Annotated in this window: 23 protein-coding genes and 2 tRNA genes; 18 read left to right on the top strand and 7 right to left on the bottom strand. The window is 64.4% G+C overall.

The features are described 5' to 3' along the window. Both YUA_RS0142285 and YUA_RS0142290 read left to right on the top strand, forming a co-directional pair. Positions 1–357: efflux RND transporter permease subunit (locus YUA_RS0142285; protein WP_027536060.1), on the top strand; the 357-nt coding region annotated here is incomplete at its 5' end. Between the two features lie 36 nt (positions 358–393). Then, positions 394–1,134, top strand: a complete 741-nt coding sequence (locus tag YUA_RS0142290) for a tRNA-uridine aminocarboxypropyltransferase (RefSeq protein WP_027536061.1) — start codon at positions 394–396, stop codon at positions 1,132–1,134. A gap of 9 nt (positions 1,135–1,143) precedes the next feature. On the opposite strand, the gene YUA_RS51440 is transcribed toward YUA_RS0142290, so the two are convergent. The 3 genes from YUA_RS51440 to YUA_RS51445 form a co-directional block, all read right to left on the bottom strand. After that, entirely contained in the window at positions 1,144–1,290 is a 147-nt protein-coding gene (locus tag YUA_RS51440; protein WP_198029602.1) for a hypothetical protein, read from the bottom strand. A 185-nt stretch (positions 1,291–1,475) separates the two neighbouring features. Next, a tRNA-Cys gene (locus YUA_RS0142300) sits at positions 1,476–1,549 on the bottom strand. 85 nt (positions 1,550–1,634) lie between these two features. Beyond that, positions 1,635–1,829 carry a hypothetical protein gene (locus YUA_RS51445; protein WP_027536062.1) on the bottom strand — a complete coding sequence of 65 codons (195 nt, stop codon included), beginning with the start codon at positions 1,827–1,829 and terminating at the stop codon, positions 1,635–1,637. 269 nt (positions 1,830–2,098) lie between these two features. On the opposite strand from YUA_RS51445, the gene YUA_RS0142310 reads away from it, so the two are divergent. The 10 genes from YUA_RS0142310 (at position 2,099) to YUA_RS0142355 (ending at position 14,488) form a co-directional block, all read left to right on the top strand. Further along, positions 2,099–2,362 carry a hypothetical protein gene (locus YUA_RS0142310; protein WP_027536063.1) on the top strand — a complete coding sequence of 88 codons (264 nt, stop codon included), beginning with the start codon at positions 2,099–2,101 and terminating at the stop codon, positions 2,360–2,362. Between the two features lie 1,389 nt (positions 2,363–3,751). Continuing rightward, the gene (locus tag YUA_RS0142315) at positions 3,752–4,915 is read left to right on the top strand and encodes a PspA/IM30 family protein (RefSeq protein WP_027536064.1); all 1,164 of its coding nucleotides are present in this window, start codon (positions 3,752–3,754) and stop codon (positions 4,913–4,915) included. A gap of 10 nt (positions 4,916–4,925) precedes the next feature. After that, entirely contained in the window at positions 4,926–5,588 is a 663-nt protein-coding gene (locus YUA_RS0142320; RefSeq protein WP_027536065.1) for an OB-fold-containig protein, read from the top strand. Positions 5,589–5,607: 19 nt separating this feature from the next. Then, positions 5,608–7,311, top strand: a complete 1,704-nt coding sequence (locus YUA_RS0142325; RefSeq protein WP_027536066.1) for a flotillin family protein — start codon at positions 5,608–5,610, stop codon at positions 7,309–7,311. A gap of 242 nt (positions 7,312–7,553) precedes the next feature. Further along, positions 7,554–7,628 (top strand) — tRNA-Asn (locus YUA_RS0142330). A 192-nt stretch (positions 7,629–7,820) separates the two neighbouring features. Further along, a complete protein-coding gene (locus tag YUA_RS0142335; protein WP_027536067.1) occupies positions 7,821–8,000 on the top strand; it encodes a hypothetical protein in 180 nt (59 codons plus the stop codon). A 136-nt stretch (positions 8,001–8,136) separates the two neighbouring features. Next, positions 8,137–8,799 (top strand): protein-L-isoaspartate O-methyltransferase, encoded by a 663-nt coding sequence (locus YUA_RS0142340; protein WP_027536068.1) that lies wholly within the window; start codon positions 8,137–8,139, stop codon positions 8,797–8,799. 205 nt (positions 8,800–9,004) lie between these two features. After that, the gene (locus YUA_RS0142345) at positions 9,005–10,396 is read left to right on the top strand and encodes a TolC family outer membrane protein (RefSeq protein WP_027536069.1); all 1,392 of its coding nucleotides are present in this window, start codon (positions 9,005–9,007) and stop codon (positions 10,394–10,396) included. Between the two features lie 303 nt (positions 10,397–10,699). Next, positions 10,700–11,482: a PopZ family protein gene (locus YUA_RS0142350; RefSeq protein WP_027536070.1), complete on the top strand. Its 783-nt coding sequence runs from the start codon at positions 10,700–10,702 to the stop codon at positions 11,480–11,482. Between the two features lie 129 nt (positions 11,483–11,611). Further along, complete coding sequence (locus YUA_RS0142355; RefSeq protein WP_027536071.1) at positions 11,612–14,488, top strand: valine--tRNA ligase; 2,877 nt, start codon at positions 11,612–11,614, stop codon at positions 14,486–14,488. 104 nt (positions 14,489–14,592) lie between these two features. Here the strand turns inward: YUA_RS0142355 and YUA_RS0142360 are convergent, their stop codons facing one another. After that, positions 14,593–15,195, bottom strand: coding sequence for a DNA-3-methyladenine glycosylase (locus YUA_RS0142360; protein ID WP_027536072.1), 603 nt, complete (start codon positions 15,193–15,195; stop codon positions 14,593–14,595). A 129-nt stretch (positions 15,196–15,324) separates the two neighbouring features. Here YUA_RS0142360 and lipA point away from each other — a divergent pair, with 129 nt between their 5' ends. From lipA to YUA_RS0142375, 3 genes are all read left to right on the top strand, one after another. Beyond that, positions 15,325–16,281: a lipoyl synthase gene (lipA, locus tag YUA_RS0142365; protein WP_027536073.1), complete on the top strand. Its 957-nt coding sequence runs from the start codon at positions 15,325–15,327 to the stop codon at positions 16,279–16,281. A 6-nt stretch (positions 16,282–16,287) separates the two neighbouring features. Next, entirely contained in the window at positions 16,288–16,770 is a 483-nt protein-coding gene (locus tag YUA_RS0142370; RefSeq protein ID WP_027536074.1) for a type II toxin-antitoxin system RatA family toxin, read from the top strand. A gap of 446 nt (positions 16,771–17,216) precedes the next feature. Next, positions 17,217–17,420 carry a hypothetical protein gene (locus tag YUA_RS0142375; protein ID WP_027536075.1) on the top strand — a complete coding sequence of 68 codons (204 nt, stop codon included), beginning with the start codon at positions 17,217–17,219 and terminating at the stop codon, positions 17,418–17,420. A gap of 56 nt (positions 17,421–17,476) precedes the next feature. Here the strand turns inward: YUA_RS0142375 and YUA_RS0142380 are convergent, their stop codons facing one another. Both YUA_RS0142380 and YUA_RS0142385 read right to left on the bottom strand, forming a co-directional pair. Further along, positions 17,477–18,088: a CinA family protein gene (locus tag YUA_RS0142380; protein ID WP_027536076.1), complete on the bottom strand. Its 612-nt coding sequence runs from the start codon at positions 18,086–18,088 to the stop codon at positions 17,477–17,479. Positions 18,089–18,091: 3 nt separating this feature from the next. Further along, positions 18,092–19,273: a bifunctional 2-C-methyl-D-erythritol 4-phosphate cytidylyltransferase/2-C-methyl-D-erythritol 2,4-cyclodiphosphate synthase gene (locus YUA_RS0142385; protein ID WP_027536077.1), complete on the bottom strand. Its 1,182-nt coding sequence runs from the start codon at positions 19,271–19,273 to the stop codon at positions 18,092–18,094. Positions 19,274–19,554: 281 nt separating this feature from the next. On the opposite strand from YUA_RS0142385, the gene dusB reads away from it, so the two are divergent. From dusB to ntrC, 3 genes are read left to right on the top strand one after another with little or no spacing between them, the layout of a single operon-like run. Next, positions 19,555–20,556: a tRNA dihydrouridine synthase DusB gene (gene dusB, locus YUA_RS0142390; RefSeq protein WP_084293274.1), complete on the top strand. Its 1,002-nt coding sequence runs from the start codon at positions 19,555–19,557 to the stop codon at positions 20,554–20,556. Beyond that, on the top strand, positions 20,553–21,728 hold the full coding sequence (locus tag YUA_RS0142395; protein WP_027536079.1) for a nitrogen regulation protein NR(II): 1,176 nt from the start codon (positions 20,553–20,555) through the stop codon (positions 21,726–21,728). Before dusB ends, YUA_RS0142395 begins: the two co-directional genes overlap by 4 nt. Before the next feature lie 9 nt (positions 21,729–21,737). Continuing rightward, positions 21,738–23,180 (top strand): nitrogen regulation protein NR(I), encoded by a 1,443-nt coding sequence (gene ntrC, locus YUA_RS0142400; RefSeq protein WP_027536080.1) that lies wholly within the window; start codon positions 21,738–21,740, stop codon positions 23,178–23,180. Positions 23,181–23,341: 161 nt separating this feature from the next. On the opposite strand, the gene YUA_RS50800 is transcribed toward ntrC, so the two are convergent. After that, positions 23,342–23,488: a hypothetical protein gene (locus tag YUA_RS50800; protein WP_156947624.1), complete on the bottom strand. Its 147-nt coding sequence runs from the start codon at positions 23,486–23,488 to the stop codon at positions 23,342–23,344. Positions 23,489–23,543: the final 55 nt, after the last annotated feature.

Consider the following 23,543-nt stretch of genomic DNA (forward strand, 5'->3'; position numbering starts at 1 on the left):
GTCGGCATCATCCTGCTGATCGGCATCGTCAAGAAGAACGGCATCATGATGGTCGACTTCGCGCTCGATGCCGAGCGTCAGCGCGGCCTGTCGTCGGCCGAAGCCATCTTCGAGGCCTGCCAGGCGCGCTTCCGCCCGATCCTGATGACGACCATGGCGGCGCTGTTCGCCGGCATTCCGCTGGTGGTCGCGACCGGACCGGGCACCGAGCTGCGGCGCCCGCTCGGCATCACCATCATCGGCGGCCTGTTCGTCTCGCAGATCCTGACGCTCTACACCACGCCCGTGATCTACCTCTTGATCGACCGCCTGCGCCGGCGGTCCGAGCCGCGCGCGCTGGCGGCGCCGGCGGAATAGGTTGTTGCAGCGCCGCTTCGAGCGTATAGCGGCGGCATGTCGAACCCAGCTGAAACCACGGCCGCAGTAGCCGAGCCGATCCCCGAATGCGCGCACTGCCAGAAACCGATGCCGCTGTGCATCTGCGACAGTGTCACGCCGATCAAGAGCCGGCTGGGACTCCTGATCCTCCAGCATCCGCAGGAGCAGGACAGGGCGCTTGGCACCGCGCGGCTGCTTGCCAAACATTTTGCCGATGCGACGCTGCGGGTCGGCCTGTCCTGGCCGAGCCTGTCCAAGGCGCTGGGCCAGCAGGTCGAGAACGCTTCGCACTGGGCCGTGCTGTACCTCGGCTCGGCTCGCGCTGCCGACCTCGACGTGGAGGGCGAGATCGTCGCCCTCAACCGCAAGGGCGAGGTCGCGGAGAACCAGCGTGCCATCCTCGGCAAGCTCGAAGGCGTGGTGCTGCTCGACGGCACGTGGAGCCAGGCCAAAGCGCTGTGGTGGCGCAATCCCTGGATGTTGAAGTGCCAACGCGTCATCCTCAACCCGGCACACCCCTCGCGCTACGGCCGCCTGCGCCGCGAGCCGCGCAAGGATGGACTGTCGACCATCGAGGCCGCAGCGACGCTGCTGGCCGGCCTGGAGCGGCGCCCCGACATCGCCGAGACGCTGAATGCGTGTTTTGAACGGCTGTTGACGCGCTACCGCGAGGTTCAGGCCGAGATGCCGGAACTGGCGCCAAAGCCGGCGCCGAAAGGCCGGCGTCGCGATTTCCGCCGTGGCAAGAAGGCTTGAGCCCCGCGGCTAGTTCTTGACGCTGTCCTCGTCGTCCTGCGGCCTCTGGTCGGGGGCGGACGGCGGGAAGATGCTGTCATAGATCGCGCGCGCCTCGCGAATGAGGCGAGCCCGTTCCAGCTCTGATTTCGGGATCAATCGGACGATCTCGCCCACGTGCTCTCCAGCGCTCGCTTCTGCATCACCCAGCTGATGCGAAGGTTATGCCACGTGACCTGAATCGGGGGCTTGCAACCCGCCCCGGGCACACCCGGTGGCTGCGCATCGCACAGGCGAACTCCGCAGGCGCGGCGGAGTCGGCGCGTGGGTCGCTTTTATCCTAAGATATCAGGGAGTTGTGATGGAGGCCACGACCAGAATTGAACTGGTGTACACGGTTTTGCAGACCGTTGCGTAACCACTCCGCCACGTGGCCTCAACGAGGGCGGAGCAATATAGGGGATCAGCGGTTTAGGCAACCCCGCGGGCCGTCGCGCGACGTCAAGTCTGGCTGAGAGGTCTCAGCAGGCGGCGTACCAGCCGTCCGGAAACGGCAGCAGGGGCCAAGCACCCTCATTGTCATTCGCAGCCTTGGGCGTCGCGTCAAAGCTCCACGAGCGGGGCACGAATTCCTCCTCCGGCGCGGGCGCGAAATTGTCATGCATCATGGCGTCGCGGACGGTATCCAGCAGCAAGTTGAATTCGGCTTCGCTCATCACACCCTCCGGAACGCGGATGGCGCACTGTCGCAAAGCCGGTTTGTTTCCCGATTGACCTGATTGTTCGCATTTTAACGATCGGCCGATCGAGATCCGTTTGGTTAGCGATTCCTGAAAGATCCCCAGAGAATCCCGGTGGAACTCTAGGGATCCCCAGGTAGCGGCCAGTGTGAAAGAGGTCACATCCGGCGCGATTTATTCCTCCTACCTCTTTGCACACGCCGGCCAACGCGGGCCGGGCGAGCAGGGCAGACAGGAGACTGGTCATGAAGGCGCGGTTCTTGCGGTTTGCGGGTGTGAGGAGCCGGGCCCGGCGCGCCTCGACGGTCGGGCTGTTCCTGACGCTGTTTGCCAGCGCCGCCCAGGCGCAGCAGGGCACGCCGGAGCAGCGCCGGGCCTGCACGCCCGACGTCTATTGGCTCTGCGCCGGCGAAATCCCCAACGTCCGCGCCATCACGGCCTGCCTGCGCCGTAACCGCTCAAGCTTGAGCGAGGCTTGCCGCACCGTGTTCGACCAGGCCGGCGGCTGAGCCGCCCCCTGTGGATTTGTGCGCAGCAAGTGCTTCGCAGTGCTGGCGCAAATTCGCCCGGCAGCGCTGTGGATATGCTGCGGACAAGCTGTTGATCACCTGATTAATCTGCCGAGCTTCGTAGGGCGGATTAGCGAAGCGTAATCCGCCGCACCTCTCTTCGCGGTGACAGACACGGCGGATTACGCCTTCGGCTAATCCGCCCTACGCACCGATGATGCCGCAATACCTTGCGCTGCCCGTCGGGCAAAACACCCAACCGCAGGGTCAACCCGCGCCTGCGAAAATATTCGCCTTTACAGAAATTCGGCTTTTGCGTATTTGTGTGTCACCTCATCCCGGTCAGAGGGGCGTATCGCGATCGTCACGAACGTGGGATGAGCCGTGGTGGACGCCGACTGCATCGGCGCGATTGGTTTCGCAGGGCGGTCAACCGTGAGCGAGAGCCGACGCGCGCACGACCGGTGTGATCTGCGTACGGCGAAATCGTGTGGTCCTGACGCCCGGGGTCTGTGCGTCAAGGCTCGTGGTGATGCGTGTGGCTCGACCGGGCCCTCGTATCAGTCAATCTGCGAGACGACGGGGGCAATAGTGCATCGCTCCCCGAGGAGAGCACGACATAAGCCGTCAAACCACTGCGCAGGGAAGGCCGGATGTTTGGCTTCACCTGTATGCCGCTGTGCAGCCTCTTGTAGCGCAACCATCGCACAGTGGACCGCGGGTGCCAGCCAGCACCCGGNACCGGGCCCTCGTATCGGTCATCTGCGAGACGACGGGGGCAATAGGGCATCGCTCCCCGGGGAGCGCGACATAAGCCGTCAAACCACTGCGCAGGGAAGGCCGGATGTCTCGGCTTCACCTGTATGCCGCTGTGCAGCCTCTTGTAGCGCAACCATCGCACAGTGGACCGCGGGTGCCAGCCAGCACCCGGTCTTCCCTGCGCCCTCTGACAATGGAGGGCGGCGTGAGGATGCAAAGCTCGGGCGAAACTGCCGCGAGGATGCGGCTCTGTGTCTGGCTTACTCCGTCGCAATGACGGCGAGGTACGAGGGGCGTGTCAATCGTCGGTCTCGTGCCCCGGACGCAGCGCAGCGCTTCTTCAGCGGTGCGTTGCAGAGCAGGGGCCCATGCGACGCCGAGCTGGGCGGCTTCCTGGGTCCCGGCTCTGCGCGGCAGCGTAAGAACGCTGCAGCGCGTCCGGGACACGAGAGCTCGCATTTCGTGTTAAATTGCAACCCGCGCGTGCAAAAAGTCTTGATCCGCGGTGATCTAAAGGTGATGGCTCCGCCTTGAACGCGGCCCAGGGCGACAGCGACTAACCCATAGAGTGCATCAGGACAGTGGAACGTGATCGAACTTCCCCTTGTAAAGCACTAAAATGGTGCTTTAGTGCTTTCCATGAGCCCGTCGTCCCGACATGCGCCCTCGGCGCTGCGTTACAGGCTAGCCCCTGACCCGGCCGCCAAGGCTGCGATGGAGGCGACGTTTGGGGCTTATGACCGCATGATGGAGATCCTCGACGAGGTCGCGCGGACCCATAATGTGGGCTCCAATGTGGTCCTGCTGCATGCCCATGCCTATGAGCAGATCCGCAAACAGACCGCGCTGCCGTCGCGGCTGGTGACGCTGGGCCTGCGCGACCGCGCCGACTATCGCGCTGCCCAGGGACGCCGCCTGCCGCTCGACGACAAGCTCGCCAAGATCAAGGGCCCGGCCACCATTTCGATTTCAACCGTGCAGGGGCGCTTCAGCGTGCCCTTCGACTACGTCGGCTACGCGGAGGGCTGGGGGCAGAGCGTGCCCGCGCACTTGATCCGCACCGACGACGGTTTCGAGGTTCACTACGGCGTCACGCCGAACAATCTGCCAGAGGAGGAGAATGCTATGGATACCATCGCTGCCGCTCCCGAAAATTTCCTGTCCCGGGTCGGACGTCTGATCGCCGGCATTGCCTATGACGCGATCGAGCAGGCCGAGGGCAACAACAAGCTGAAAGTGGTTGGCCAGGCCATCCGCGAGATCGAGCGCGCGGAGAGCGAGGCGCGCGATGCGCTCGCGGCCGCGCGCGCCGAGGAATACCGCCTCAATGCGCGCCGCACCGAGATCGAGCGCGAGATGACCGATCTCATACCAAAGATCGAGGGTGCGATCGCCGATGGGCGCGATGATCTCGCCCGCGCCGGCATCGCGCGGCAGATGGATATGGAGGCGCAGTTCGAGGTGCTGTCCCGCGCCATCGACGAGAACAACGAGAAGATCGAGCAATGCGTCACCTCGCTGCGCGCGGTGCTCTCAGCGCTCCAGGATGCCGAACAGCGCCGTGTCGATCTCGAAAAGAGCGAGGCCGCAGCGAGCCACCAGGCCTCGAATTCGTCCCGCAAACGTGGCGGCACGTCCGCGGCGGCGAAGGCGCTGCGTGCGGGCAAGGCGGTGGCGCGCGCCACCGGCGTACCGCCGGGCATCCCGTATTCGAGCGACATCGACGAGCTCAGCGCGTTGCATCGCGACAAGGAGATTGCGGCGAGGCTGGCGCGGTTGAAGTCGCGCTCCTGAGGTTCGTGTCATGAGCGCATTGCTCGAACACGTCATGTCGCCCGAGGTCAGGCCGTTTGCGATCGCGGCGGCCATGATCCTCATCGTCGGCACACTCGAAGTCGCCACGATGCTGGTCGGGGCCTCGCTGAGCGAGATGCTCGGCACCAGCATCGATTTCAGCCATCCCAGCGACAATGGCATGATCAACGCCATCTCCTGGATCAATGTCGGCGGCGTGCCGCTGCTGATCTTCCTGCTCCTGGCGCTCGGCGCCTTCTCGATCACCGGCTTCCTGATCCAGGACGTCGCGCGGATGGCGGCCGGCCCTTTGCCGGCCTCAATCGCCTCGCTCGCGGCGGTCGCCGTCTCGGTCCCGCTGGTCCGTGCCGCGAGCCGCGGCATCGCGCGGATCATTCCCAAGGACGAGAGCTACGCGGTCAGCCTTGGCGATCTCGTCGGTCGCGTCGGTGAGGTCGTCGTCGGCCCGCTCGACCAGGGGCCGCCCGGCCGCGTCAGCGTCGCCGATATCCACGGCAACAGGCACTTCGTCCAGGCGGTTGCGGCGCCTTCGTCATCGCCGTTGCCGCAAGGAACCCTGGTGCTCCTGGTCGATCGCGTCGACACACGTTTCGTCGCGGTCAGGGCTGACGATGAACTGAAACCGACCAAACCCACTCTAAGCAGCAGTTAAGTCATTATTGGAGAAAGTCATGTTCGACATCGCAGTCCCGGCCATGATCGGCGTCGCGCTGATCGTCGTTTTGGGCATTATCTTCACAATTCTCTACAAGCGGGCCACGCGCGACGAGGCCTTCGTGCGCACCGGCCTCGGTGGCAAGAAGGTCGTGCTCGACGGCGGCGCCATGATCCTGCCGATCTTCCACTCCTATGCCAGCGTCAATTTGAAGACGCTGCGGCTCACCGTCGAACGCAAGGAGCGGGAATCCCTGATCACCAAGGACCGCCTGCGCGTCGACATCGTTGCGGAGTTCTACGTGCGTGTCCGCCCCGATGATGAGAGCATTGCGCTTGCGAGCCAGACGCTGGGTGCGCTGACCAATGACGCCGAAGCCCTGCGTAACCAGGTCGAGGCCAAATTCGTCGACGGTCTGCGGTCGGTGGCGGCCACCATGTCCATTCTGGAGCTGCAGGAAAAGCGCAGCGATTTTGTCAAGCACGTGCAGGCGACCGTCGAATCCGACGTGAAATCCAACGGGCTGGAGCTTGAATCCGTGTCGCTCACAAAGCTCGACCAGACCGACGTCAAATTCTTCAACCCTGAGAACTTCTTCGATGCCGAAGGTCTCACCCAGCTGAAAACCGTCACAGAGACCCGCCGGCGCGACCGCAACTCGATCGTGCGCGACAACGAGGTGGCGATCGCGCAGAAGGACCTCGAGGCGCGGCAGCAGACCCTGACCATCGAGCGGACCAAGAAGGAAGCGGAGCTATCCCAGGAGCGTGACATCGCGAACAAGACCGCGAGCACCCGCGCCGAGGTCGCAACCGCGACACAGACTGCGCGCTTGACCGAGGAGAATGCCCGCATCGATACCGATCGAGCGGTGGCCGAGAAAGAAGCCGGCGCCAAGCAGGTCAAGGAAACCGCGGTGATCGAATCCGACCTGGCGATCAACAAGCGCAAGACCGACGCCCAGCGCGAGATCCAGATCGCGACCCAGGAGAACGAAATCCAGATCGCAGCCAAAAGCAAGACGACGTCGGAAGCCGTCGCCGAAGCCAAGACGGCCGAAGCGCTCGCCGTCTCGGCGGAGGAAAAGGTGGTGACCGCACGCGCCGTCGAGGTCGCCGACCGCGCCCGTCTTACCCAGGTGCTCGCCGCCCGCACGGAAGCGGAGCGCAAATCAACCGAGTTGATCGTCGCGGCCGAAGCCGAGAAGAAGGCGTCGCTCGACCGCGCCGAGGCCGTCAAGACATTGGCCACGGCCGAAGCCGAGTCCAACAAGATCAAGGCCGTCGGCGTCAGGAACATCGGTGAGGCCGAAGCCGCCGTCATCACCCTGAAAAACGAGGCGCAGAACAAGCTCGGCGCCAATGTCATCGATTTCGAGATCGCCAAGAAGCGGATCGAAACCATGCCCTTGGCGCTGGCCGAGATGGTCAGACCGATCGGCAATCTCAAGGACGTTCGCATCCTGCATACCGGTGGCGCATTTGGCGGCAACGGCGCCGGGGGAGGCAATGTCGGCTTCGGCGAGGGGCTCGCCGGTGAGCTCCTCAAGGTGCACGCGCTGCGTCCGATGATCGACGAGATCCTGCGCCAGAGCGGTTTTGCGCCGGGCGATGATCCCGTGAAGGCGCTGGTCGGCGCCGTCACCGGCAAGGCCAACGGAGCCGCAGGCGCACCGGCGGCTGTGACCGCGCCGGAGAAAACAAACTCGGCCGATCTATGAATGGCGGTTCATTGCTGCGGAGAGTTCGAATCGATATGAACTGGCTCGTTGCGCGTCTCGCGTCACGCAACGAGCCGGAGCGCGGATCGAGGGCGTGTCGACCTCTCGATCTTGCTCCGGACGAATTCTTCAAGGGAGGGCCGCCCTTCCTCGATGCTTTGCGAGTGATGGCGAATTCGTCCTTTGCAAGCGCAACCGGCTTTGTTATACGCAGCCGCGCGCGAACGACTGGTTCGCCCTTTTCCTCGGTAGCTCAGCGGTAGAGCATCCGACTGTTAATCGGATGGTCGCTGGTTCGAATCCAGCCCGGGGAGCCAAATTCCGCTTCATTTTCAATGATTTCTCGGCGTTCGCTAATGCGACGCACAATGTTGCTCGATCAGTTTCTCAGAGTCGTTACGCGCCAATCCGGCAGAATCGCGTTCAAGCGGACGTGTGCAGCAGCGGCGCTAAATCGACTTAATTCAAATCGAGCTTGATCGGGCCGGACTCTTACGGAGCTGATTCCCATGCCCGACATCCAGATCGACCGCGCCCACCTGGCCCCCTCGATTCTGCCGGCCCATATTCCCGAGCTCAGCGACGACGAATGCCTGGCCTGTCTGGCGCGCGCCGTCGAGACCCCCGATTCGGCACGGCTGGACGAAGTGGCGGCCCTGATCGGCCGGCTTGCCGTCACGATCGAATAGGCCATCTCGCCCCCGATACCTGCGTTGCGTCGCCGTTGGTTCACCGGCGAACGGACGTGTTGCGTTTTCGCGGAGCCTGCTCCAAATATGCCGCCAACTTTCGTCCGCGGCATTGTCCGCCTTGCAGGGTCCGCAAATGTCCGGTTTCTCGACCGCGCGCCAAAAAATGGTCGATGGCCAGGTGCGCACCAATGACGTCACCGATCGCCGCATTCTCGATGCCATGCTCACGGTTCCCCGCGAGGCCTTCGTGCCGGCGAGCCGGCAGGCGCTGGCCTATCTCGACCTCGATCTCGATGTGAGCGAGGGCGGCGCCAAGCGCTTCCTGATCAAGCCGCAGCTGATCGGCAAGCTGCTCCAGGCAGCCGAGATTGGCGAAGGCGACAACGTGCTGGTCGTCGGCTGCGCCACCGGCTACCTCGCCGCGCTGACCGCGAAGCTTGCGCGCCAGGTCACGGCAACGGAGAGCGATTCGGCTCTGGCTGCGAAAGCCAAGGACGCCTTCGCCGCAATCGGGCTCAGCAACGTGACCTGCAAGGCTGCCGCCAGTGCCGAGGGCGATCCGGCTGCCGCGCCCTATGACGTGATCATCCTCAACGGCGCCACTGAGGTGACGCCTGACGAGCTGTTCGGCCAGCTCAAAGAGGGGGGACGCCTAGTGGGGGTCTCGGCCGAATCCCGGCCGTCGCGGGCCATGATCGTGACCCGGTCCCACGGCGAATTCGGCCATCGGCCGCTCTTCGACGCCGCCGCCCCGGTACTTCCCGGGCTGGAACGGGCCGCTGCCTTCGTCTTCTGACCGCCGAAACCCCGTTAAAATCCCGTTCTGAATCAGAAGTGTGGCCGGGATGCTGCACGTAAAGAGTTTCCGCTGAGAACTACCCAGAGGTAGTTCCGTCGCGCTCAACCGCGTCCTATGTTGCTGCGGGGCAACGACTCCACTTGGATACGGTACCCAGGCTCGCGGGCACGAGCCTGACGTGAGAATGAACGGATTTTCAAGGATGCATGGGGTGAAGTTCTTCACCGGAGCAGCGGTTTCGGTCCTCCTGGCGGCGCTTGCCGGGCCGACGCCTGCATTGGCGGATACGATCGAGGCTGCGCTGGTGCGCGCCTATCAGAACAATCCGCAGCTCAACGCACAGCGCGCCCAGGTGCGCTCGACCGATGAGAACGTACCGCAGGCGCTGTCGGGCTATCGCCCCAAGGTCGGCGTCAACCTCAGCACCGGCTATCAATATCAGGACATCCAACAGGTGCAGAAGGGCCAGCCGTTCCATAGCGATCCTCCCCTTCAGCCCAACAGTGCCAGCCTGACCGTCACCCAGACGCTCTACAACGGCAATCAGACCGCCAACAGGACGCGTGCGGCAGAGAGTCAGGTCTCTGGGGCCCGCGAAGCGTTGCGCGTGCTCGAGCAGACGGTGCTGTTGCAGGCTGCCACGAGCTACATGGACTACCTGCGGGATGCGGCAACTCTCGAAGTTCAACGCAGCAACGTGCGCGTGCTCGAACAAACGCTCAAGCAAACGCGCGACCGCTTTAATGTCGGCGAGGTCACGCGCACCGACGTCGCGCAGTCTGAAGCACAACTCGCTGCCGGCAGGACCCAAGCGCTGACGGCCGAATCGAATCTCACGACGACGCGCTCGAACTTCCGCCGGATCATCGGGAACGAGCCGACGAACCTCGCTCCGGGCTCGCCGGTCGATCGCTTCCTGCCTCGGACGATCGCCTCGGCGGTCAATCTCAGCCTGGTCGAGAACCCCAACGTTACGGCTTCGATGTACGGCATCGACGTCAACTTTCTCCAGGTCAAGATCAACGAAGGCGCGCTGCTGCCGACGGTCTCCCTGCAGGCTGCCGTCAGCACGGCGTACCAACAGACCCTGCAGGTCTTCCGAACAAATTCCGCTTCCGCCCTCGCGACGGCCTCCATACCGATCTATCAGGGCGGCGCGGAATATGCGCTGATCCGCCAGTCGAAAGAGAATCTGGCGCAGCAGCGCCTGAATCTCGAAACCACCCGCGATCAGACCCGCGCCAACGTCGTGCAGGCCTGGGGCCAGCTTGAAGCCGGCAAGGCGCAGGTGCAGTCGGCGCAGGCTCAGGTCACGGCGTCCGAGATCGCGCTGAACGGCGTGCGCGAAGAGGCCAAGGCCGGACAGCGCACCACGCTCGACGTGCTCAACGCGCAGCAGGCACTGGTCAACGCGCGTGTCGCGCTCGTCACTGCGCAGCACGACCGCGTGGTCGCATCCTATTCCGTGCTCAGCGCAGTTGGGCGCCTTGCCCCGCAGGTGCTCGGCCTCAACACCACGGTCTACGATCCGAGCGTGCATTACCAGCAGGTGCGCGACAGCTGGGCCGGCGTGCGCACGCCTGACGGACGCTAAGTCCCGTAATCCTCCGGTCGGCCTTGCAAACTGCCAAGGCCGACCGGTGCTTTGCTTGCAATCATCAAAATCCCTGACATAGCCTTGCCAAGAAGCTGCGGGTCGATTCGCCCCGCATCCAGTGTTGCATGCGTAATGCTTGAGTGACGGGGCAGGGGCGCGCCGCCTCACGTTGAGTCGTGATCTGGGGACAAGTCTGGCTGTCGCGACGAAAATGTCGGGGCACACATCCGGAACCGGCCAATCCTGTCGTGCTTGGTGTAAAACAACGCATGCGAGGGCGTTGATGATGTGGAGTCGGAGATGACGCAGCCTGCAAAGGTCACAGAACCCTCCATGGAGGAGATTCTGGCCTCGATCCGGCGCATCATTGCCGACGACGAGGCCAAGCCGCCGCCGGCAGAGGCTGCCAAGCCAGCACCGGCGCCCGCCGCGCCCGCACCAAAGCCGCAGGCCATGAACGACATTCCCCCATCCAAGGTCGCGCCTGCAAAGCCTGTTGCTGAAAAGCCCGCGCCACCGCCCGCCGCGAGGCCCGCTCCGCCGCCGCCTCCCGCGCCGGCCGCGGATGCCGGCCCCAACAACCAGGACGATATCGACGCGCTGCTGGCGGGGCTCGACACGGCTACGGCTGCGCCCGAGGTCCGTACTCCGGAACCTGAGCCCGAGCTTGAGCCCGAACCCGACGTGCTCGAATTGACCGACGAGATGGCGATGGACCCGGAGCCGACACCGGCGCCGCCGCCGCCGAGCTTCCGCAGGGTCGAGCCGCGCGACGACCTCGAATTCGCCGAAGCGCCGCCGCCCCGTCCGACACCTTCGCGGTCCTATGCGCCGGTGGACTTCGACGCTCCCCCGCTGCCGCCGCAGCAGCCGATGCTGGCCCAGTCGACGGTCTCGGCGGTCGAATCCGCCTTCAACTCCCTGGCCCACACGGTGCTCAGCAGCAATGCGCGGACGCTGGAGGATCTGGTCAAGGAGATGCTGCGTCCGATGCTGAAATCCTGGCTCGACGACAATCTGCCGGGCCTCGTCGAACGCATCGTGAAGGCCGAAATCGAGCGGGTCTCGCGCGGAGGCCGGTGAACCCGGCCGCTCGGCCCCGATAAAGCCCTGCTCCCGTGTCATACTTGACCTGTCGGTCGGGCCGGAAAGCCCTTTTGCCGCTGAGCTTTCCGTTGACTTGAACCCCGCACGCGGCTTTCTAGCAGCCCCATGATCGAGAAAAACTACCAGCCCGCCGATATCGAAGCCCGCATGTCCGTCGTTTGGGAGGACAGCCTTGCCTTCAAGGCCGGCCGTCCCGACCGGCGCGACGCCGTGCCCTTCACAATCGTGATCCCGCCGCCGAACGTGACGGGCTCGCTCCACATGGGCCATGCCCTCAACAACACGCTGCAGGACATCCTGTGCCGGTTCGAGCGCATGCGCGGCCGCGACGTGCTGTGGCAGCCCGGTACCGACCATGCCGGCATCGCCACCCAGATGGTGGTCGAGCGCCAGCTGATGGAGCGCCAGCAGCCCGCCCGCCGTGAGATGGGCCGCGAGACGTTTCTGGAGCGGGTCTGGCAGTGGAAGGCCGAAAGCGGCGACACCATCATCAACCAGCTCAAGCGCCTCGGCGCCTCCTGCGACTGGTCGCGCGAACGCTTCACCATGGACGAGGGCCTGTCGAAGGCCGTGGTCAAGGTGTTCGTCGAACTGCACCGTGACGGTCTGATCTACAAGGACAAGCGGCTGGTGAACTGGGACACCAAGCTCTTGACCGCGATCTCCGATCTCGAAGTGCAGCAGGCCGAGGTGAAGGGCCGCCTCTGGTATCTGCGCTATCCGATCGAAGGCAAAACGTTCAATCCCGAGGATTCCACGACCTTCATCGTGGTCGCCACGACGCGCCCGGAGACCATGCTCGGCGACACCGGGGTTGCCGTGCATCCCGAGGACGAGCGCTACCAGAAGCTGGTCGGCAAGAACGTGATCCTGCCGCTGGTCGGCCGCAAGATTAAGATCGTCGCCGACGAATACTCCGATCCGGAAAAGGGCTCGGGCGCGGTGAAGGTGACGCCGGCGCACGACTTCAACGATTTCGAGGTCGGCAATCGCCACGGCCTGCGCCGCATCAGCGTGCTCGACAAGGAAGGCTGCCTCGATCTGCTCGACAACGAGGATTATCTGCGCGGCCTGCCGGAAGGCGCCTCCCAGTTCGCCGAGGAGTTCAACAAGGTCGACCGCTTCGCGGCGCGCAAGCGCATCGTCGAGCGGCTGGAGTCGTTCGGCTTCGTCGAGCGGATCGAGCCGCACACCCACATGGTGCCGCACGGCGATCGCTCCAACAGCGTGATCGAGCCGTATCTGACCGACCAATGGTACGTGGACGCCAAGACGCTCGCAAAGCCCGCGATTGCGGCTGTGCGTTCGGGCGAAACGACCTTCGTGCCAAAGAACTGGGAAAAGACCTATTTCGAGTGGATGGAGAACATCCAGCCCTGGTGCATCTCGCGCCAGCTCTGGTGGGGCCATCAGATCCCGGCCTGGTACGGCCCTGACGGCAAGGTGTTCGTCGCCGAGACCGAGGAGGAGGCCGTCAGCCACGCGCTCGGCTATTACGTCGAGCAGGAAGTGATCACGGTCGAGCAGGGCCGCGAGATGGCGCTCGACCGCAACAAGCGCGAAGGCTTCATCACCCGCGATGAGGACGTGCTCGACACCTGGTTCTCCTCGGCGCTGTGGCCGTTCTCGACGCTCGGCTGGCCCGAAGACGCCCCCGAGGTGAAGCGCTACTATCCGACCAATGTGCTGGTCACGGGCTGGGACATCATCTTCTTCTGGGTCGCCCGCATGATGATGATGGGCCTTCACTTCATGAAGGAGGCGCCGTTCTCGACGGTCTACATCCACCGCCTTGTCCGTGACGAGAAGGGCGCCAAGATGTCGAAGTCGAAAGGCAACGTCATCGATCCACTCAACCTGATCGACGAGTACGGCGCTGACGCTCTTCGCTTTGCGCTGGCACGCGAGGCGGCCCACACGCATGACATCAAGCTTTCGTCGCAGCTTGTCGAAATCAATCGCAATTTCGCGACCAAGCTCTGGAATTCCTGCCGCTTCGCGGAGATGAACGATTGCGTCGTGCCGGAAGGTTTCGAGCCAGCGAAGGCCAAAGAGCCGCTGAATCGCTGGATCGCGCACAAGGCCGCGGAAGCCACTCGCGAGGTGACCGAGGCACTTGAAGCTCACAGCTTCAACGAAGCTGCGAGTGCGATGTATCGGTTCGTCTTGAATATCTATTGCGACTGGTACGTCGAACTCGCAAAGCCTGCGCTCCTTGGCGCAGACGGCCCGCTCAAGGACGAGACCCGCGCGATGGTCGCCTGGGCGCGCGACGAGATCTTGAAGCTGCTGCACCCCTTCATGCCCTTCATCACAGAGGAGCTGTGGGAGGTGACGGCCAAGCGCGACGGCCTGCTCGCGCTGGCGCCATGGCCGCTGAAGCCGGCCGGTCCGACGCCGGAGCAGCTCGCGATGCTTGCCGCTGCGGCCGGACCGACCGATCCGCTGCTCTCGCCTGCGTTCGTGATGCCGTTCTTCGACCATGCCGACTTCAGCGATCCAAAGGCGGAGGCCGAGATCGGTTGGGTGATCGACTTGGTCACGCAGATTCGCTCGGTGCGCGCCGAGATGAACATCCCACCGGCCACGCTGACGGCGCTGGTGCTCGCCGGCGCGTCGGCCGAGACCAGGGAGCGCGCTCCGCGCTGGACCGATGTCATCAAGCGCATGGCGCGGCTCTCTGACATCTCTTTCGCCGATCGTGCGCCTGACGGTGCGGTTCAGCTGCTCGTCCGCGGCGAGGTGGCTGCGCTGCCGTTGAAGGGCGTGGTCGACGTTGCGGCCGAGCGCGCGCGTCTCGACAAGGAGATCGCGAAGGCTGACGCCGACATCAGGCGCGCCGAGTCGAAGCTCGCGAACGAGAAATTCGTCGCCAACGCGGCCGAAGAGGTCGTCGAGGAGGAGCGCGAAAAGCGCGAGGCGGCGCTGGCTCGGAAGGCCAAGCTGCTCGAGGCGCTCGAGCGGCTGAAGCAGGCGTCGTAGAGCGTTTTCAAGCGAAGGGGATACCGGTTCGCGTAAAGAAAACGCGTCAATCGAAAAATCAAGAGCCCCGTTCCGATTCCATCGGAACGGAAATGGCTCTAGCCCTATTTCGGAAACGGCTTGCTGAGGAATTTGGAGCCCCTGACGCCATAGCGCCAGGGCAGCTCGACAGCCTTGGTGATTCCGATCCGGATGCCCGTTGCCACCTCGACATCCTCCGTCCGTGCATGCAGCGCGATCGGTGGCCGGTCCAGGGGCAGCGCATTGTGCGCGACGGTGATCCCGAGCGCCTCCGTCAGCTTGCCCGGGCCCGAGCACAGTGCGTGCATGTCCGGGAGATGGCGGCGACGACGCATCGCTGCCAAACCGTGCGTCGGCTCCAGTGCGCGGATCAGCACGGCGGCCGCCGAGCCTTCCTCCTCGCAGACGAAGTTGACGCACCAGTGGATGCCGTAGGAGCGGTAGACATAGGCAAAGCCGGGTGGGCCGAACATGATCTGGTTCCGCGGCGTGGGCCCGTTGTAGGAATGCGCCGCCGGCTCGGTATGATGATAGGCCTCGACCTCGACGATGATCCCGCCGACGCCGTCGACCAGCATGGTCGCACCGATCAGGTCGCGCGCGACCTCGCGGACGCTGCGCGCGAAAAAGGCGCGCTTCAGGGCTTTGCCGAGCCGCGGTGTGGAAGTCTTCGAGACTGAAGCCATTCGAGGGAGAATCGCCTGAGAACTGAGCAGGATATTGCCCATATCTGCCATGTTCCCTGAAGCGGCGCGAGCCGGGTTGCGGCAGACAGCCAGACCGACTAGGTAGGACCTGAACAGACCGGACAGATCATGGTCGTTATTGTCGATACCATCACGAACCCGTTGCGCCCGCGCCACCCCGAAAAGGTGAATCGCCCCGATTCCGCTTCGCCGCCGAAGCCGGACTGGATTCGCGTGCGCGCGCCCAATACCCGCGGCTATGCCGACACCCGCAACATCGTGCGCGCCAACGGCCTGCACACGGTGTGCGAGGAGGCGGGCTGCCCGAATATCGGCGAGTGCTGGGACAAGAAGCACGCGACCTTCATGATCATGGGTGACACCTGCACCCGGGCCTGCGCCTTCTGCAACGTCAAGACCGGCATGCCGAACGCGCTGGATGCGGCCGAACCGCAGAATGTCGCCGAGGCCGTCGCCAAGCTTGGCTTGGCCCATGTCGTCATCACTTCCGTCGACCGCGACGATCTTGCCGATGGTGGCGCCGAGCACTTTGCTCAGACCATCAGCGCGATCCGCGCCGCCTGTCCCTCGACCACGATCGAGATCCTGACGCCCGACTTCCTGCGCAAGGAGGGGGCACTCGAGGTCGTCATCGCGGCGCGGCCCGACGTGTTCAACCACAATCTCGAGACCGTGCCGTCGCGCTATCTGACGGTGCGGCCCGGCGCGCGCTATTTCCACTCGATCCGGCTGCTGCAGCGGGTCAAGGAGCTCGACCCTACCATCTTCACCAAGTCCGGCATCATGGTCGGCCTCGGCGAGGAGCGCCACGAGGTGCAGCAGGTGATGGACGATCTGCGCTCCGCCGACGTCGATTTCCTGACCATCGGCCAATATCTCCAGCCGACCCGCAAGCATCACGCGGTGATGCGCTATGTGCCGCCGGACGAGTTCAGTTCTTACGAAAAGGTCGCCTACACCAAGGGCTTCCTCATGGTGTCGGCGAGCCCGCTCACCCGTTCGTCGCATCATGCCGGCGAGGACTTTGCGAGACTGAAGGCTGCGCGGGCAGCTAACGCTCGCTGAACCGCTATGCCCAAATTTTCGAGCAAGCGCCGTGTCAATCACAGCGCATCCAGGATGTTTGATCTGGTCGCCGACGTCGAGCGCTATCCGGAATTCGTGCCGCTGTGCAGCGCCCTGAAGATCCGTCAGCGCATGGCCAAGCCCGACGGGACCGAGGTGCTGGTCGCCGACATGACGGTGTCGTTCAAGCTGGTCAAGGAATCCTTCACCAGCCGCGTGACGCTCGATCGCGCCAATCTGAAAATCCTGGTCGAATATCTGCAAGGTCCGTTCAGTAATCTCGAAAACCGCTGGACGTTCGAGCCTAAAGGCCAACAGGATGGCAGTGACTTCTGCGATGTCGGTTTCTTCCTCGCCTATGAGTTCAAGAGCCGCATGCTGGCGATGCTGATGGGCTCGATGTTCGACGCCGCATTCGCGCGGTTCTCTACTGCGTTCGAGAAACGGGCCGATGCGATCTATGGCCGGCCGAAGCTGGCGTCGTCGTAGACTTTACGGTTAGGCACACTCTCTCTCCGGTCGTTGCGAGGAGCTCTTGCGACGAAGCAATCCAGAATCTTTCGGCCGAGGGATTCTGGATTGCTTCGCTGCGCTCGCAATGACGGAGTGCGAGGCAACATCTCCCTTCCAATAACGCGCATCTCAACTCGCAGACACAGATACGCATCCTCACAGCTTGCTTCGCCCTACCGGCTGGGTGTTTTTCCCGTCGGGCGACACAAGCCATGGTGGCCGACGAGCGCGGTTCGTGGTCTGGCGCAGACTCTCAATTCAAGCGCAGCGCTCCTGGCCGTGACAAGTGCAGTCTGTGCCAGAACGCCGGGTACTGACGGAACGCCCCTTGTCGCCAACGGCACACCTTGGGCACGTTGTTCCCCTGCGTATTCGACTACAATCCGAGTCGGGCACGGGGCTTTTCTAGTGGACTGGGAGACATGGCGCGCTGGAAGCAATCGTGGAGCGAGGAAGATCTTACGAGGCTCAGGAAGCTCGCGGGCACCAAGTCGATCACGATGATCGCGAAGGAGCTCGGACGAACCACAGGGACGGTGCTCGCGAAGGCGATCGAGCAGAAACTCCCCGTCATGCACCGATCGGGCGAGCGAAACAGTCGTGCGTTCGAGCGCCGCGAGATGTGAGACTTCTGCCGCTGGGTGTTCCGGTGGCGCTTGGCTCGCCCTGGATCCGGGGCAGTTCACCCCCGCGGCGACCGTGACGGTCTGCGCTTCACGGCGTGCCGCCGCGGCGAGCGGGTGACGCGCGGACGAAGCCTCGTTGCGGCTGTAGCGCGGCGCGGCTTGGCCGCGGCCTGCGGGCCGCGGGCGAGCTCCATCAGCATACGCAGCGCCTCGACCACCGAGCGCTGACGCACCGCGGTGCGGCCGATCGCGCCAAATCGCTGCTCGCGATGGACGATGCGGCCATCGCGCGCGGCAACGGCGAAATGCACGAGGCCGACCGGCTTGCCGGGCGTGGCGCCACCGGGGCCGGCAATGCCGGTGATGGCGACCGCGAGATCGACATCGGCACGCTCCAGCGCGCCGACCGCCATCGCGGTCGCGGTCTCCTTGCTGACGGCGCCGAAATTCGTGAGTGTGCTGGCCTCGACCCCCAGCATCGCGCGCTTGGCGTCGTTGGAATAGGTGACGAAGCCGCGATCGATGACATCAGACGAGCCGGGAATATCAGTCAGCGCGCCAGCGACAAGGCCCCCGGTGCAGGATTCAGCGGTCGCGATCGTCAGCTTGCGCATCCGGCAGAGGTCGAGCAGCGAGCGGGAGAGGGCACGTGCGTCGCTGCCGGCCATGACCTAGACGCTCCAGGGGAGACGGATGGTAGCGCTCGCGGTGGCCGCGATGCCCTCCTCGCGGCCGGTGAAGCCGAGCCTCTCGCTGGTCGTCGCCTTCACCGCAACGCGGGAGATATCGACGCCGGAGATTTCGGCGATACGCGCGCGCATGGTGTCGCGCAAGGGGCCGATCTTCGGCCGCTCGCAGATCATCGTGACCTCGAGATTGGCGATGCGGCCGCCGCGCGCCGTGACGCGCTCGATGGCGTATTGCAAAAACTGGTCGGAGGAGGCGCCCTTCCACTTCGCGTCGCTCGGCGGGAAGTGCGAGCCGATGTCACCGTCGGCCAACGCGCCAAGGATCGCGTCAACCAGCGCATGCAGGCCGACATCGCCATCGGAATGAGCCAGGAAGCCTTTCGTGTGCGGCACGCGCACGCCGCAGAGCATGAGATGGTCGCCTTCGCCGAAGGCATGCACGTCATAGCCCGTGCCGGTCCTGATGTCGCCGAGCAGGCTCGCCAGGCGCGATTCCTCGCGCACGAAATCTTCGGGAGTTGTGAGCTTCATATTGGCAACATCGCCTTCAAAGGTCGCAACCGTCAATCCTGACCATTCGGCGATCGCGGCATCATCGGTGAAATCGCTTCTTCCGTCCTTGGCCGCGCGACGATGCGCTTCGAGGATGACGTCGAAACGAAAGGATTGCGGCGTCTGCGCGATTCGCAAACGGGCGCGGTCCGGCGTGTCCTCGACATTGCCGTCCGCGCCGGTGACCTTGATGGTGTCGGTGACGGGGACGACGGGGATTGCAGCACCGGTGCGGCTTGCCGCCTCGATCGCACGCGAGATCACGCCGGCCGAGACGAAGGGACGCGCGGCGTCGTGGATCAGGACGATGTCGGGCTTGTGCCTGGCGAGCGCTTCGAGACCGGCAAGCACCGAGGCCTGGCGCGTCGCGCCGCCATTGGTCGGCGCCTCGTGCTTCAGGCCTGCGACCGCTGCCGTGAACATGGCGCTGTCGTCGGGGTTCACCACCGGCTGCACCGCGAGCACGTCGGCGTGGGTGCTGAAGGCTTCCATGGCGCGGTAGATCACGGGTACGCCGCCGATCTCACGATATTGCTTCGGACCGCCGGCGCCCGCGCGCAGGCCACGTCCGGCCGCGACAAGAACGACTGCAGTGCGCTGTGATTTCGCCATAGGACTCAAATATTGAACTGTTAAGGGATGCGTCGGGCGTGGGGCGATTGCCGGCATGCCTCTAGCACGGCAGGCCCGCAAAAAAAGGGGGTTTCCCCGGATTGTAGGATTCAGCATTTTGCTGCACTGCACTTGAAAGATTTGCAGAACTGTCTAAACTGTAGGCATGGCGCTTGACTGCACAAGAATTGTGCGCAAGATTGGCTATGGCAGGCGCGATGAGGCCCTGTCCACTCAACGAGACCATTGTGACCGGCTCGGCAGGATCAGGTTCTAAGCCTTTGAAAATAGGCGATATTGAAATCGCTACCCCGGTCTTCCTGGCACCGATGTCGGGAGTGACGGACTCACCCGTCCGCCGGCTCGCCGCCGAACTAGGGGCAGGTCTGGTCGTCTCCGAAATGACGGCCAGCGATGAACTCGCGAACGGCCACCGCATGTCGCGGTTGCGCTGCGAAGCGACCGGGGTCGGGCCGCACGTCGTCCAGCTCGCCGGCTGCGAGGCGCATTGGATGGCCGAAGGCGCCAGGATCGCCGAAGCCGAGGGCGCCGACATCATCGATATCAATATGGGCTGTCCGGCCCGCCACGTCACCGGCGGCCAGTCGGGCTCGGCCCTGATGCGCGATCTCGATCATGCCGTCAGCCTGATCGAGGCGACCATTGCCGCCGTGAAGGTTCCGGTGACGCTGAAGATGCGGCTCGGTTGGGACGACCGCACTCGCAACGCGCCCGAGCTGGCGCGTCGCGCCGAGGCCGCCGGAATCAAGCTCGTCACTGTCCATGGCCGCACTCGCTGCCAGTTCTACAAGGGTGAGGCCGATTGGGATGCGATCCGCGCGGTGCGCGAAGCCATCTCCATTCCGCTCGTCGTCAACGGCGACATCACCACTTACGAGAAGGCGCTCACGGCGCTCGAGGCCTCCGGCGCCGATGCCGTGATGATCGGCCGTGGCGCACAAGGCCAGCCCTGGCTGCCCGGAGAGATCGGCCGCCGCCTGAACGGCGGAGCGGTGGAAGCCACGCCGTCGCTCGGTACCCAGCTTCATTATGTCCGCACGCTCTATGAGGGCGTCTGCGCGCTCTACGGCCTGCGTGTCGGCCTCAAGCATGCGCGCAAACATCTCGGCTGGGCGCTCGATGTCGCAGCCGATGCGAGCGGCGCGTCGGTCGAGACGCTGAAAGTCTGGCGTCAGAAGATCCTCACCTCGGAAGATCCGAACCTGGTCCACCAGTCACTGCAAGATGCCTTCGACGACTTCGCATGGAGCGCTGCTGCATGAGCTCAGTTGCTGACCATCGCCGGCCGCTTCCGTCCGACAGCGACGCGATCCTGGATGCCTTGCCCAATCCCGTGCTGATGATCGGGCCGGATGGCAAGATCGTCGGCGCCAACATCGCGACCGAGGCGTTCTTCGATATCTCGACACAGTTCCTGAAACGGCAGTCGCTGAAGGAGCTGGTGCCGTTCGGCAGTCCCTTGCTGGCGCTGATCGACCAGGTCCGCTCGTCGAACTCGCCGGTCAACGAATACAAGGTCGATCTGGGCACGCCGCGCATGGGCGGCGACCGCCAGGTCGATCTGCATGTCGCGCCGCTGACCGAGCGGCCCGGCCACATCGTGGTGATGCTCCAGGAGCGCTCCATCGCCGACAAGATGGACCGGCAGCTCACCCATCGCAGCGCCGCGCGCTCGGTGATTGCGCTCGCCGCGATGCTGGCGCACGAGATCAAGAATCCGCTCTCCGGCATCCGCGGCGCGGCACAATTGCTGGAACAGCAGGCCTCCTCCGAAGACCGCATGCTGACTCGCCTGATCTGCGACGAGGCCGACCGCATCGTCACGCTGGTCGACCGCATGGAGGTGTTCGGCGACGAGCGGCCCGTGGTGCGCGGCCCCGTCAACATCCATTCGGTGTTGGATCACGTGAAGCGGCTGGCGCAGTCGGGCTTTGCCCGCAACATCCGCTTCATCGAGGACTATGATCCCTCGCTGCCGCCGGTGCTGGCGAACCAGGACCAGCTGATCCAGGTGTTCCTCAATCTGGTGAAGAACGCCGCCGAAGCGCTGATCGACGTCCCCGACGGCGAGATCCAGCTCACCACCGCGTTCCGCCCCGGCGTGCGCCTGTCAGTCCCCGGTCAAAAATCCCGGGTATCCCTGCCGCTCGAATTCTGCGTGAGGGACAATGGACCAGGCGTGCCCGACGATCTTCTGCCCAATCTGTTCGACCCCTTCGTGACCACGAAGCAGACCGGCTCTGGCCTCGGTCTCGCGCTGGTCGCCAAGATCATCGGCGATCACGGGGGCATCATCGAATGCGAGTCTCAGCCGCGCAAGACCACCTTCCGCGTGCTGATGCCGATGTATTCCACATCGGTCAAACACGCTGATCACAGCAGTCGCGACGGCTCTGCCGGGAAGTCGTCGTCTGCATCACAGGGGGCAAAATGAGGATTAACAATGCCCGCAGGTAGCATTCTCGTAGCTGATGACGACACCGCCATCCGCACGGTTCTCAATCAGGCTCTGTCCCGGGCCGGATATGAAGTCAGGCTCACCGGCAATGCCGCGACGCTATGGCGCTGGGTCAGCCAGGGGGAGGGCGATCTCGTCATCACCGACGTGGTGATGCCGGACGAAAACGCCTTCGATCTGTTGCCGCGGATCAAGAAGATGCGGCCGAATTTGCCTGTCATCGTCATGAGCGCGCAAAACACCTTCATGACGGCGATCCGCGCCTCCGAGCGCGGGGCGTATGAATATCTGCCGAAGCCCTTCGACCTGAAGGAGCTGATCGCCATCGTCGGTCGCGCGCTCGCCGAGCCGAAGGAACGGGTTTCCACCCCGGACGACGATGGCGAGATGGAGGCGATCCCGCTGGTCGGCCGGTCGCCGGCGATGCAGGAAATCTACCGCGTGCTCGCACGCCTGATGCAGACCGACCTCACCGTGATGATCACGGGCGAGTCCGGCACCGGCAAGGAGCTGGTGGCGCGCGCGCTGCACGATTACGGCAAGCGCCGCAACGGCCCGTTCGTCGCAGTCAACATGGCGGCGATCCCGCGCGACCTGATCGAGTCCGAATTGTTCGGCCATGAGCGCGGCGCCTTCACCGGTGCCAACACCCGCGCGTCCGGCCGGTTCGAGCAGGCCGAGGGCGGCACGCTGTTCCTCGACGAAATCGGCGACATGCCGATGGAGGCGCAGACCCGCCTGCTGCGCGTGCTGCAGCAGGGCGAATACACCACGGTCGGCGGCCGTACCCCGATCAAGACCGACGTGCGCATCGTCGCGGCCTCCAACAAGGATCTGCGCGTGCTGATCCAGCAGGGGCTGTTCCGCGAGGATCTGTTCTTCCGCCTCAACGTCGTGCCGCTGCGGCTGCCGCCCTTGCGCGAACGCATCGAGGACCTGCCGGATCTCGTGCGTCACTTCTTCGCGCTCGCCGAGAAGGACGGATTGCCGCCGAAGAAGCTCGATGCGCTGGCGCTGGAGCGGATGAAGCAGCATCGCTGGCCCGGCAATGTGCGCGAGCTCGAAAACCTCGCCCGACGCCTGGCCGCGCTCTATCCGCAGGACGTGATCACGGGCTCCGTGATCGACGGCGAGCTCGCGCCGCCTACGGTCAGCCCGGGTGCGGCGGTCCAGCAGGGTGTCGACAATCTCGGCGGCGCGGTGGAGGCCTATCTGTCTTCGCACTTCCAGGGCTTCCCGAACGGCGTGCCGCCGCCGGGCCTCTATCACCGCATCCTCAAGGAGATCGAGGTGCCGCTGCTCACGGCTGCGCTCGCGGCCACCCGCGGCAACCAGATCCGCGCCGCGGATCTGCTCGGCCTCAACCGCAACACGCTGCGGAAGAAGATCCGGGATCTCGACATCCAGGTGTATCGGAGCGGGGGCTAATTTCGGAACGGTGGCTCAGCTCCCCTACCAAAGGTGAGCTGAGCCTGTCCGGATCGCGCTGGCCTTCGTGGCTGACGCGGTGATCAGAAGTCCGAAATGGGCTGAAATGTTCCGCTGGAACGTTCGAATTCGTTATTCGGCCGCAGCGCGCAGCGTCGCACCTATCTGATCAGCCGGACCGCGACCGGCTGGATATTGGCCATCTCCGCCGTCTGGTCCTGCCTGCCCGGGCCATTGACCAGGAGGTCAGAGGCCACGATCAGCAGCAGCACGGCCGACACTATGATCGCGAGAAAGAGCCTTTCCATGCCGAGTCAAGCCGGAAGGATATGATTCTGTTCCGGGACATCGGCAAACGATCCG

The sequence above is a fragment of the Bradyrhizobium sp. WSM3983 genome, assembly GCF_000473045.1.
Taxonomy (GTDB): Bacteria; Pseudomonadota; Alphaproteobacteria; order Rhizobiales; family Xanthobacteraceae; genus Bradyrhizobium.